At 42.0% G+C, this 12,780-nt stretch carries 9 protein-coding genes; 5 read left to right on the top strand and 4 right to left on the bottom strand.

From position 1 onward, the window contains the following. Positions 1-8 precede the first annotated feature (8 nt). Complete coding sequence (locus ACQQ5U_RS16600) at positions 9-500, top strand: N-acetyltransferase family protein (RefSeq protein ID WP_437399249.1); 492 nt, start codon at positions 9-11, stop codon at positions 498-500. Here ACQQ5U_RS16600 and ACQQ5U_RS16595 read toward each other — a convergent pair. The 3 genes from ACQQ5U_RS16595 to ACQQ5U_RS16585 all read right to left on the bottom strand — a co-directional run bounded on the left by ACQQ5U_RS16595 (position 497) and on the right by ACQQ5U_RS16585 (position 4,155). Further along, on the bottom strand, positions 497-2,317 hold the full coding sequence (locus tag ACQQ5U_RS16595; protein WP_437399248.1) for a GNAT family N-acyltransferase: 1,821 nt from the start codon (positions 2,315-2,317) through the stop codon (positions 497-499). The genes ACQQ5U_RS16600 and ACQQ5U_RS16595 overlap by 4 nt on opposite strands. 78 nt (positions 2,318-2,395) lie before the next feature. Further along, positions 2,396-3,643 (bottom strand): aspartate kinase, encoded by a 1,248-nt coding sequence (locus tag ACQQ5U_RS16590; protein WP_437399247.1) that lies wholly within the window; start codon positions 3,641-3,643, stop codon positions 2,396-2,398. 29 nt (positions 3,644-3,672) lie between these two features. Beyond that, a complete protein-coding gene (locus tag ACQQ5U_RS16585) occupies positions 3,673-4,155 on the bottom strand; it encodes an N-acetyltransferase family protein (RefSeq protein ID WP_437399246.1) in 483 nt (160 codons plus the stop codon). A gap of 113 nt (positions 4,156-4,268) precedes the next feature. Here ACQQ5U_RS16585 and fbp point away from each other — a divergent pair, with 113 nt between their 5' ends. Continuing rightward, the gene (gene fbp, locus ACQQ5U_RS16580; protein WP_437399244.1) at positions 4,269-5,276 is read left to right on the top strand and encodes a class 1 fructose-bisphosphatase; all 1,008 of its coding nucleotides are present in this window, start codon (positions 4,269-4,271) and stop codon (positions 5,274-5,276) included. On the opposite strand, the gene ACQQ5U_RS16575 is transcribed toward fbp, so the two are convergent. Continuing rightward, complete coding sequence (locus tag ACQQ5U_RS16575) at positions 5,273-5,704, bottom strand: TerB family tellurite resistance protein (protein WP_437399243.1); 432 nt, start codon at positions 5,702-5,704, stop codon at positions 5,273-5,275. The two genes, fbp and ACQQ5U_RS16575, sit on opposite strands and share 4 nt — an antisense overlap. A gap of 97 nt (positions 5,705-5,801) precedes the next feature. Between ACQQ5U_RS16575 and ACQQ5U_RS16570 the strand changes: the two genes are divergently transcribed. The 3 genes from ACQQ5U_RS16570 (at position 5,802) to mfd (ending at position 12,704) form a co-directional block, all read left to right on the top strand. Further along, positions 5,802-8,264, top strand: a complete 2,463-nt coding sequence (locus tag ACQQ5U_RS16570; protein WP_437399318.1) for a ligase-associated DNA damage response DEXH box helicase — start codon at positions 5,802-5,804, stop codon at positions 8,262-8,264. Then, positions 8,261-8,887, top strand: a complete 627-nt coding sequence (gene pdeM, locus ACQQ5U_RS16565; protein ID WP_437399241.1) for a ligase-associated DNA damage response endonuclease PdeM — start codon at positions 8,261-8,263, stop codon at positions 8,885-8,887. The genes ACQQ5U_RS16570 and pdeM overlap by 4 nt, the downstream gene beginning before the upstream one ends. A 379-nt stretch (positions 8,888-9,266) precedes the next feature. Next, complete coding sequence (mfd, locus tag ACQQ5U_RS16560; RefSeq protein WP_437399239.1) at positions 9,267-12,704, top strand: transcription-repair coupling factor; 3,438 nt, start codon at positions 9,267-9,269, stop codon at positions 12,702-12,704. Positions 12,705-12,780: the final 76 nt, after the last annotated feature.

Raw genomic sequence — 12,780 nt, 5'->3', positions numbered from 1 at the left:
AAACACCCATGACCGTCAGAAGCATGAAACCATCCGATTGGGAAAACGTTTCCAGAATATATTCAGAAGGAATAGCCACGGGCATTGCCACTTTTGAAACACAACCCCCTGATTACGACCAATGGGATAAAGCGCATACGGGGCACTGTAGGTTGATAGCCGAACAAGATGGTGAAATTATGGGATGGGCAGCACTATCACCTGTGTCCAGCCGTTGCGTATATGGAGGTGTAGGCGAGGTTAGTGTTTATATTTCAAACAAAAGTCGTGGCAAAGGGGTTGGCAAATTACTCATGGAACAATTAATTCGAGAAAGTGAAAAGGCTGGTTATTGGACCATACAATCCGGAATATTCCCAGAGAATACCGCAAGCATTAAACTACATGAAAAAGTAGGTTTCCGTTACATTGGCAAACGGGAACGCGTTGGCAAGATCCATGGTGTTTGGAAGGATAATTTATTGTTCGAAAAACGCAGCGACAAAGTTGGAATAGACTAGTCAATATTAGAGTTACCGTTCCCTTCGGCCACTTTACGCTCCAATTCTGCCTGAAATTCTTCCATAACTGGTTTTACGGTACTTTCCGGAAGGTCTGCAATTCGGATATACATTAACCCATCCACCGAATTGTTGAACAATGGATCTACGTTAAAGGCGACCACCTTGGCATTTTGTTTAATGTATTTTTTGATTAAAACCGGTAGTCTTAAACTTCCGGGTTCCACTTCACCGATTAGCTTATCGAACTTGTTCAGGTCGGCCTGGGTTTCATCAAATACAAACTCCTTGTCGCCATCTTTCAACTTCACCTTGAACTCCTTTTTGGGTCGAATATATTGTGCCACGTAGGGATCCCAGTAATTGGATTTCATGAACTCAATCATCAACGACTTGGAAAAGTTGGAGAACTGATTGCTGATACTCACCCCACCAATCAAGTACTTGTGTTCTGGATGCCTTAAAGTTGTATGCACGATTCCTTTCCAAAGCAAAAACAAAGGCATTGGCTTTTGCTGATATTCTTTTACGATATAGGCACGTCCCATCTCAATAGATTTCTCCATCATACCGTACAATTCGGGCTCAAATCGGAAAAGATCTTGAAGATAAAAGCCATCGATGCCATAATCTTTAAAGATTTGTGAGCCCAATCCCATCCTGTAAGCCCCAACTATGGTTTTATTGTCATTGTCCCACAAGAATAAATGATGGTAGTAGGAATCAAACTTATCCAAGTCAATCGCATTATTGGTGCCCTCTCCTACTTCCCTAAAAGTTACTTCGCGCTGGCGTCCGATTTCGTTTAAACAGAAAGGCATATCCTTGGCCTGCGCTAAAAAAACTTCATAATTTTTACTTTCCAACATCCGGCAATCTTTCTCCCGTAGTTTGTCAATTTCGCCCTCCAACACCTTGGCACTTATGGCTGTAGCTATTTTTTTTGGAGGTTTAGGAATTTTAAGCGAGGTGGGCACTTTGTCTATAAATCGCTCCTTTTCAAAAGCATTGGCCAATAGGTAGGTTTTTTTACGAAGCAATTCTGCAAAATCTTCCAAAGTCTCTTCTTCTTTCTGGGTATTTACCGATATAGGCTGACCAATACGCACTTTTATAGGACGTCTGCTCTGTGATGTTAACTCCGAAGGTAGCTTTGCCGTTCGGAATACATCATCCATCTTGGACAATCGGTAAAACAATCGACTGTTTCGTGCATGAAAATAAATGGGAACCACAGGGACTTCGGCTTTTCTTATCAATTTTATGGCCGCTTCCTCCCAGGGTCGGTCCACCACCAACCTTCCATCGCGGTAAGTGGATACTTCTCCCGCAGGGAAAATACCCAATGGGTGTCCGTCCCTTAAATGTTGAAGTGCACTTTTAAAACCGGCAACACTACTCTTGGCATCCTTATGGTTTTCAAAAGGATTTACTGGCATTATATAGGGCTTCAACGGTTCTATTCTATGGAGTAAAAAGTTTGCGATTATTTTATAATCGGGTCTTTCATTCAGTAATAATTTGAGTAACAACACCCCGTCGATACCACCTAATGGATGATTGCTAATGGTAATGTACGGGCCTGACTTGGGAAGTCGTTTTAAATCCTCTTCTGGAATTTCAAAATCAATTTCGTAATGGTCCAATATGGTATCCAAGAATTCGGGACCGGGAAGGTCTTTGTTCTTATCGTAAAATCTGTTTATGGTGCTAATCCTAGTGGCTACCATTAAAAGCCATCCTACAAAAGTGCCCAAAAAGCCATATTTGTCAAGATGGATGACTTTCGCCACCTCTTTAGCAGAAACCAAGCCCATAGAAAAAGTATTTAGGTACGTGTAAAGATAGAAAATAAAGGTTACTGACCCTTTTACCTAAATAATATATGGAAACCTCTATTTTACAACAAGTTGAACAGTTTCCTTACCTCTTTGCTCTACCAATACGGACTTTCCATTTTGAAGGGATTTAACCGAATCATCATTAAAATGACGAACGGTATAAAGTGAAACATCTTCGTGGCACACTACTTTAAACTTTCGCTTAAGTTCTTCCAATAAAGGTGGAAGTCCTCGAAATTTATTGTCCAAACAAACAGAAAAACTAATCGCAGAATTCTGAATAAGGTCCACCTTTAATCTGTGGTCATGAAACAGCTTGAAGATTTCACTTATGTTATCTTCTACGATAAAAGAAAAGTCAAGGGACGAAAGTTTAAGGAGCACCTGATTCTTTTTCACTATAAAACAGGGAATCTTAGGTTCAATCCCATTTCCTTTACCCACTGTGGTTCCTTTACCTTTTGGATTTACAAACGACTTTACTTTCAAAGGAATTTCCTTCCTCTGCAAGGGCTGCAGTGTTTTAGGGTGAATTACCGAGGCTCCATAAAACGCCAGTTCAATAGCTTCCCGGTACGAGATTTTATCCAACAACTGGGCATGTTCAAAGTTCCTGGGGTCGGCGTTGAGTACTCCGGGAACATCCTTCCAAATGGTTACCGACTCTGCATTTAGGCAGTAAGCTAAAATAGCAGCAGAGTAATCGGAGCCCTCCCTGCCCAATGTGGTGGTAAAATTATTATCGTCGCTACCTAAGAAACCTTGGGTAATATTTAATTTAGATACGTCTACTTTGGCCACTTCCTGTTGGGTGCGTTCCCAATTGACTTGGGCATCCCTATAATTGGTATCTGTTTTGATAAGGGTACGTACATCCAGCCACGTATTGGATATGCCGACTTCGTTTAAATAGGCACTCACAATGGTTGTGGACAACAGTTCACCATAACAGACTACCTGATCGTACACAAATGCGTACTTGGGTGATTTGTTCCAAGCTAAAAAACCTTTTACCTCGTCAAAAAGGGTTTTTACTTTGGTATAAACCGGATGGTTCGGATTTTGGAATAAGTCCGACAATATTTCATTATGATAATCTATTACCTCTTGAATTGAACCAGGTACGGCATCCTTATCATTAAAATAGGATTCCACCACCTTTTCCATGGCGTTGGTAATTTTTCCCATAGCGGAAACCACCACTAAAGTGTCGCTAAAACCAACCTCCTGTAAAACGTTGACTACATTTTTAACTCCATCTGCATCTTTAACAGAGGCTCCACCAAACTTAAATACTCTCATGTATTTTTAAAATCTTAAATTTTGTCGGCCTAGTTGAGGCTTTCCATATAATTTTTTATTCCTTTTTCATCCAATTGGACCACATCCCAATCCCGTAGCACATTGGCTCCTTTCTTCTCATAAAACTCGATGGCGGACTCGTTCCAATCCAATACTTCCCAGCAAATTCGTTTTACCCCCAGACTATTACCATACTTTACTACTTCATCTAACAAGGCCGTGCCCAGACCGCTCCCCCTCATCTTTTCGGAAACAATTAAATCTTCCAAGTGAATGGCAGGTCCTTTCCACGTAGAGTATCTTGGGTACACCAAAGCTATGCCCGCAATTCCATTTTGTGTATCTGCCACAAAACAATGAAACAACTTGTGATCACCGAAACCATGTTCCACTAAATCCTGCTCAGTGACTTCCACAGCATCAGATTCCTTTTCAAAATCAGCCAATTCTTGGATCAAGTTCAAAACCTGTTCCATATCCGTTGGTCGCGCTTCTCTAATTGTATACTTCATAATTGTTACAAATAAAACTCAAAGTTATAAAAATACATAATTAAACCCCTCCGAAAACGTTGTAGTTTCACAAAATGCCCGATATTTGTCGAAAAATAAAACAGTATTTTCCAATGTCTGACAAACAGCGACTTACCATGGGCGAGTTCATCATCGCCAACCAAGAATCATTTCAATACACCTCTGGGGAACTTTCAAGACTACTTAACGGTATTCGTCTAGCGGCAAAAGTAGTGAACCATGAGGTAAATAAAGCAGGTCTGGTCGATATTACTGGAGCCGCAGGTGATACCAATATCCAAGGAGAAGACCAACAGAAACTGGATGTATTGGCCAATGAGAAGTTTATTGAAACACTAAAGAACCGTGAAATTGTTTGTGGCATAGCTTCGGAAGAAGAAGACGATTTTATAACAATAAACAGTTTTGACAAAAAACACCAGAACAAGTACGTGGTTTTGATAGACCCCCTGGATGGCTCATCCAACATTGACGTAAATGTATCCGTGGGAACCATTTTTTCCATCTATAGAAGGGTTACTCCTGTTGGAACCCCGGTTACTTTAGAGGATTTTTTACAGCCAGGAAAAAACCAAATAGCCGCCGGTTACATCATTTATGGAACCTCCACCATGTATGTTTATACTACTGGACATGGCGTAAATGGTTTTACCCTAAATCCTGCTTTGGGAACTTTTTACCTTTCCCATCCAAACATGCAGTTTCCAGAAACGGGACAAATCTACTCCGTAAACGAAGGAAATTATATCCATTTTCCGCAAGGTGTCAAAAATTACATAAAATATTGCCAAATGGAAGAAGGCGACCGCCCCTATACCTCTCGATATATTGGCTCCTTGGTTTCTGATTTTCATCGAAATATGATCAAAGGTGGAATTTACATGTACCCAAAAAGCAGCAAGGCCCAAAACGGGAAGCTTCGTTTATTGTACGAATGCAATCCCATGGCATTTTTAGCCGAGCAGGCCAATGGAAAGGCCAGTGATGGTTATCAGCGCATCATGGATATAGAGCCCACAGAGCTACATGAACGGGTACCCTTTTTCTGTGGAAGCAAAAAAATGGTGGAAAAAGCCGAGGAGTTTATGGCAAATTCCTAGTTACATTCTCGCTTGATCAACTGATGGTAATCTTCAAAAGCAATTTGTCCAGAGAATATAGCGATGGACTTATCGATAATTTCTGATGCTTTTTTAGGATCAAAACCTAAACCAATAGCATACTTTTCGACAATTTTGCGTTCATCATCGTCAATGTAGTGATCGGAAAAAATAATCTGGAAAAATTCGAACAATCTTTTAAATCTTTTCTCGCCACTGTGAGGAGTTTCAATAGGATATTTGTTTTCCTTCTTCATTACTTCTTTGATTTCCTCATCAGTAATGTTGAGCTTAAAAGCGAATTTATCCAAAACCGCTTTTTCTTTCGGATTGATATCCCCATCAACCGAGGCCAAACTAGCCAATGTGGCAAAATGGGCCAGGTTTTTCCTGTGGTCTCCGTGCTCGTATAAATCTAAAATTGGCATATCGAAAATTTTATACTACAAATATAATTCTTATCGCAAAAAGCACGCGTATAGGCATTAAAGAATTTCGTATTTTTCAATTCAAAGTACAACGACACTGCACGATTCAAAACTCCTTCATATTGCAGAAAATTGGTTTCAAGATCAGGGTTGGAAACCATTCCCATTTCAAAAGCAGACTTGGAACGCTTTTTTGGAAGGCAAACACGGTCTTTTGAACGCTCCAACAGGCAGCGGCAAAACCTATGCCCTATGGTTTCCGATTGTGCTCAACTACATCAAAAACCATCCAGATTATAAAACCAAGCACAAAAAAGGACTAAAAGCCATTTGGATTACTCCTCTACGTGCCCTTTCACAAGAAATAAAACAATCTGCAGAACGCATTACCCAAGATTTGGAAACCCAAATGACAGTGGGCATTCGCACAGGGGATACTTCAGCAAAAGAACGGGCAAAAATGCGTACCAATATGCCCGACCTATTGATTACTACGCCGGAGAGTTTACATCTGTTATTATCTTCCAAAGGTTATGAAAAGACCTTCAAGGACTGCTCTGCTATTGTGGTTGATGAGTGGCACGAGCTTTTGGGTACCAAGCGGGGCGTTCAAATGGAACTGGGGCTATCCCGGTTAAAAACCATCTGTAAACAATTACGGATTTGGGGCATATCGGCCACCATTGGCAATTTAGAACAAGCTCGCGAAGTCTTGTTGGGACCCACATCACCAGAATTGGAAAATTCAATATTGGTCAAGGCCAATCTCAACAAAAAAATCACGGTCAAAAGTATTATTCCAAAGGAAATGGAAACCTTTCCTTGGCGTGGGCATTTGGGTTTGCATCTTTTGGACCAAGTGGTGCCGATTATCAACAACAGTAAAACCACTTTGCTCTTTACCAATACCCGAAGCCAATGTGAGATATGGTTTCAGAAAATATTGGAAAAATATCCTGAGTTTGCCGGCGAAATGGCGATGCACCACGGCAGCATCAACAAAGAAACCAGACTTTGGGTGGAGCAGGCTATCCGCAACGAAAGTCTAAAAGCCGTGGTCTGCACATCGAGCCTTGATCTTGGAGTTGATTTTGCCCCAGTAGAAACCGTGGTACAGATTGGCGGACCAAAGGGTGTCGCTCGATTTTTACAACGTGCGGGACGTAGCGGCCACCGACCGGGCAAAGAAAGTGTCATCCATTTCTTGCCCACCCACGCCATTGAGCTGGTGGAAGCATCCGCTATGCAAAAAGCGGTGTTGAACAGTGCTGTGGAAGACCGAATACCATACCTCAACAGCTTTGATGTCCTTATTCAATATTTGACCACTTTGGCAGTTTCAGATGGGTTTTATCCTGATGAAATCTATCCTGAAATAAAACAGACCTTTTGTTATCAGACCTTGACCGAAGAACAGTGGCAATGGCTGTTGAATTTTCTGGTGATGGGTAGCCAAAGCCTAAAAAGCTACGACGAGTATAAAAAGGTGGAAGTTGAAGAAGATGGCAAATTCAAAGTGAACAGTAGGGCGGTTGCTATGCGACACCGGTTTCAAATCGGGACCATTGTGGGGGATGCCACCATTTCGGTGCGCTATCAAAAAGGTGGGTACATTGGTAGTATCGAAGAATATTTTATTTCCAAATTAAGCCCCGGCGATGTTTTCACCTTTGCAGGACGTAATCTGGAATTTATTCGAATAAAAGGGATGGCGGCACACGTTCGAAATTCCAAAAAAAGAACCAACAAAGTGCCCAGCTGGATGGGCGGACGCTTGAGTTTTTCCGCTAAGATGTCCGAACTGTTGCGACAGGAATTGTACACCGCCGAGTTGGAGTTTTCGGAACAGTCAGAAGAAATACAAGCATTGCAGCCGATGTTTGCCAAACAGCGGGAAGAAAGCCTTGTGCCACAGCCGCATCAATTTTTGATTGAAACCTTTAAGACCCGCGATGGCTACCACCATATGTTTTACCCTTTTGAAGGTAGGGCCATTCACGAAGGGATGAGCAGTCTCTTGGCCTATCGCATCAGTTTGTTAATGCCGATAACCTGCTCACTCGCATTTAACGATTATGGTTTTGAGTTGCTATCGGACAGGGAAATCAACATTCAGGAAATTTTGGACAACAACCTTTTTACTCCAGAATATATGCTATCCGACCTTCAAAAAAGTTTGAACTCCAACGAAATGGCGCGCAGAAAGTTCCGTGACATTGCCGTCATCAGCGGAATGGTTTTTACAGGCTATCCCGAGAAAGGAGTCAAAATGAAGCATTTGCAAAGCAGTTCGGAATTGCTGTTTGATGTTTTTCGTGATTTTGAAGATGATAACTTGCTCTATCAGCAAGCTTACACCGAAACTTTTGAGCATCAATTGGAAGAAGGTCGACTGCGATTGGCCTTGGAACGAATCGCGGAACAAGAGATTGTTTGGAAAAAATGTTCACAGCCCACACCCCTATCTTTCCCGATAATTACCGACAGGCTGCGCGAAAAACTTTCCAACGAAAAATTGGCGGACCGTATCCAACGAATGATAAATAAATTGTCCAAATGAAGTTGACCATTCACAATCAAAAATTTCAACTGCACCCATTGGGTGGACTGTTTTGGGAGGAAAAATCACTCTTACTTATTAGTGATGTGCATTTGGGCAAGGTATCTCATTTCAGAAAATTTGGTGCCGCTGTTCCTAGAAAGGCCATTCACAAAAACTTCTTGCTTTTGGATAAAATCGTTTCCGAATTTCAGCCTTTTCAAATCTGCTTTTTGGGCGACCTGTTCCATTCTTCACTTAACAAAGAATGGGAATTGTTTGAGAATTGGGTAGCCAAAACCCCTGCCGAAATCCTGTTGGTGGCAGGTAACCACGATATTATTGCCCCTGAAAAGTTCGAAAAACTTAAGATTTCAATATTTCCAGAGTTGGTCATTGACTCTTTTCTGTTGACCCATTATCCCGAAAATCGTGAGGGTTATTTTACATTTTGTGGACATATTCATCCGTCCATTAAACTCAAAGGTTTTGGCAGGGAGCGTATCAAATTGCCATGCTTTTTTAAGTCCAACAATCAAATGATCCTCCCTGCTTTTGGTCAATTCACAGGCACCCATTCCCTTGACCCCAAAAAGGGCGATGAAGTTTTTGCCATTGTTGAGGATAGTATTATTAAAGTTTAGAACCCACAATGTCCCTTCGACTCCGCTCAGGGACCTGTAGCCAATTGTCATTCCTACGAAAACAGGAATCCACTTAAAAGCTGAAGGATTCCGCATCAGGTTCGCAATGACATACCATTTAATTGCAATAATTCGTGCGATTCGTGTCAAGTTCTTAGCAAATAGATTCTTCGCTTTGCTCAGAATGACATAACAAGGACAGTTATTCCGTGCGGATGCTGAGCGCTGGTCATTGAGCGAAGTCGAAATGAGTCGAAGCATAACACGGAATCGCATCTGAGTAAGACGCTGAAACAAGTTCAGCGTGACGATAAGAAACACAAAAAAAGATTTTCACTAAAAGCTTCTGGGGTATATCTTTGCCGCAAAGTTTTTTGGATTGACCAAAACCCTAATTCCCAAATTATTTGAACAGTCTCCCCAACTCGGGAAACTGAGGGAGATTATTGCTCAACCTCTTGACTCCGCTCGAGGTGACAGTCAAAAAATAAGCATAAAAGGGCTTGTTGGTTCTTCACTTTCTTTTGTGGTTTCCGAAGTATTTAAGTCGGCAGAATCACCGTTTTTATTGATTTTGAACGACAAGGAGGAAGCCGCCTATCACCTTAATGATTTGGAGCAATTGATTGGAGAGAAGGATGTTCTCTTTTATCCAGGCAGTTACCGAAGACCTTATCAAATTGAGGAAACGGACAATGCCAATGTACTGTTACGCGCAGAGGTTTTGAACCGCATCAACTCAAGAAAAAAACCTGCGGTGATTGTCACCTATCCTGATGCCCTTTTTGAAAAAGTAGTAACCCGAAAGGAACTTGACAGGAACACTCAAAAAATAAAATTGGGTGATGAAATCTCGTTGGATTTTTTGAACGAAGTCCTTTTTGAATATCAGTTCAAACGAGTAGATTTTGTGACTGAACCCGGGGAATTTTCAGTTCGAGGCGGTATCGTGGATGTATTTTCCTTTTCGCATGACGAACCTTATCGTATCGAGTTTTTCGGGGATGAAGTGGACAGCATTCGAACTTTTGATGTGGAAACCCAACTTTCCACGGACAGGGTGAAGAAAATTACCATTATTCCCAATGTCGAGAACAAGTTCACAGAGGAGGTACGGGAAAGTTTCCTAAAATATATATCCGCCAACACGGTAGTCTTTGCGAAAAATCCTGCGCTGATCTATGACCGCATTGATTCTTTTTTTGAAAAAGCAGAGGAGAGTTTTGCCAAGTTGAGCGAAGAAATCAAACATGCGAAACCCAAGGAACTCTTTTTGGATTCAACTTTGTTGAAAAACCAATTGCAAGATTATTTATGTTTCGAGATTGGAAATCCATCTGTCACTTCGAGCGAAGTCGAGAAGCAGACAGAAGCATCTCCCTCGACTGCGCTCGGGATGGCAGCTTCCACGGTCCAATTCAACACCAAACCCCAGCCAGCTTTCAACAAAAAGTTTGACTTGCTCATTGAAAATCTCAATGACAATCGGGATGCTGGTTACAGCAATTATATTTTCTGTTCCACCGAGCAACAGGCCAAACGTTTTCACGATATTTTTGATGAAGTGGACGAAACGGTGCACTATCAGACCATCATTTTCCCATTGTACCAAGGTTTTATTGATGATGACCTCAAATTGGTCTGCTATACCGACCATCAAATTTTTGAGCGGTACCACAAGTTCCATTTAAAGAATGGCTATGCGAAAAAGCAGTCCATCACCCTAAAGGAACTCAACAAACTGGAAATTGGGGACTATGTCACCCACATTGACCACGGTATCGGTAAGTTTGGCGGGTTGCAAAAAATTGATGTGGAGGGCAAAAAGCAAGAAGCCATCAAACTGATTTATGGCGACCGTGACATTCTTTACGTGAGCATCCATTCGCTTCATAAAATTTCCAAATACAACGGCAAGGACGGAGCACCTCCCAAAATATTCAAACTAGGTTCCGCTGCTTGGAAAAAACTAAAGCAAAAGACCAAGGCAAGGGTTAAAAAGATTGCTTTCGACCTCATAAAAGTCTACGCCAAACGTCGATTGGAAAAAGGGTTTCAATATGCGCCCGACAGCTATTTACAGTACGAATTGGAAGCATCTTTCTTGTACGAGGACACTCCCGATCAGGAAAAAAGTACCCAAGATGTAAAAAAGGATATGGAAAGTGAACGCCCTATGGACCGATTGATTTGTGGGGATGTTGGCTTTGGAAAAACTGAGGTGGCCGTTCGAGCAGCGTTTAAAGCTGTGGACAATGGCAAACAGGTAGCCATTTTGGTTCCAACTACCATTTTGGCCTTTCAGCATCATAGAACTTTTTCGGAACGATTGAAAGAAATGCCCGTTACGGTGGACTACCTCAACCGTTTTAGAACAGCTAAAGAGAAAAGAGAGACCCTCGAGAATTTAGAAAATGGAAAAGTTGACATCATTATAGGAACGCACCAGTTGGTCAACAAAAATGTGAGATTTAAGGATTTGGGATTGCTCATTGTGGACGAGGAACAGAAATTCGGGGTTTCCGTAAAAGAAAAACTGCGTTCCATCAAAGAAAATGTGGATGTGCTTACACTGACCGCCACACCGATTCCAAGGACGCTACAGTTCAGTTTGATGGCCGCTCGTGACCTTTCCGTGATCAACACGCCACCACCCAACCGCTACCCCATCGAAAGTCATGTGATTCAACTGAACGAAGAAATTATCCGTGATGCGGTATCCTATGAAATCCAACGGGGCGGACAGGTCTTCTTTATCCATAATCGCATTGAGAACATCAAAGAGGTGGCTGGAATGCTGCAACGCTTGGTGCCCGATGCCAAAATTGGGATTGGACACGGACAAATGGAGGGTAAAAAACTGGAAACCTTGATGCTTTCCTTTATGAACGGTGAGTTTGATGTTTTGGTTTCGACCACCATCATTGAAAGTGGTTTGGATGTGACCAACGCCAACACCATTTTCATTCACAACGCCAACAATTTTGGTTTGAGCGACCTTCACCAGATGCGCGGACGTGTTGGCCGAAGCAACAAAAAGGCATTCTGCTATTTTATAACACCACCTTATGAAGTGATGACCACCGAGGCCCGAAAACGTATCGAAGCCCTTGAACAATTTACAGAGTTAGGAAGTGGTTTCAACATTGCGATGAAGGATTTGGAAATTCGAGGTGCCGGTGACCTATTGGGAGGAGAGCAGAGTGGATTTATCAACGAGATTGGATTTGAGACCTATCAAAAAATACTGTCCGAAGCCATAGAGGAGCTCAAGGAAAACGAGTTCAAGGAATTGTATGATGAAGTTGAGGGCGACAAGGAAAAAGTGTATGTAAAAGAGATGCAGTTGGACACGGATTTTGAACTGCTCTTCCCCGATGATTACATCAACAATATTACCGAGCGCCTGAACCTATATACCCAATTGAACGATGTAGAGGACGAGGAAGGCCTACAGAAATTTGAAGCGCAATTGGTGGACCGTTTTGGCGAGTTGCCCGAGCCTGTAGTGGATTTGATGAATTCCGTCCGTGTTAAATGGATCGCCACTCACATTGGTTTGGAAAAGGTGATCATGAAGAAGGGCAAATTTATCGGTTACTTTATTGCGGACCAGCAATCCAGTTTTTATCAAAGTGCCGTGTTTACCCAAATACTGCAATATGCGCAGACGCATCCCCAACTTGTAAAACTCAAGGAAAAACAAACCCGAAATGGCCTCCGATTGTTGTTGGTCTTTGATAAGATCACGAGTGTGGATAAAGCACTAAAGGTTTTGGAGCCTTTTACGCCACAAGAGCAAAATGTTTCAGCATAGGATTAGATTTCTCACATCCGTTCGAAATGACAATTAAGCACTAGTAGTCATTTCGACAGAGCATAGCGACGAGAAA

The sequence above is a fragment of the Flagellimonas lutimaris genome (assembly GCF_051494225.1).
Classification (GTDB): domain Bacteria; phylum Bacteroidota; class Bacteroidia; order Flavobacteriales; family Flavobacteriaceae; genus Flagellimonas; species Flagellimonas lutimaris_A.
This window is presented reverse-complemented; position numbering and strand designations above follow the sequence as displayed.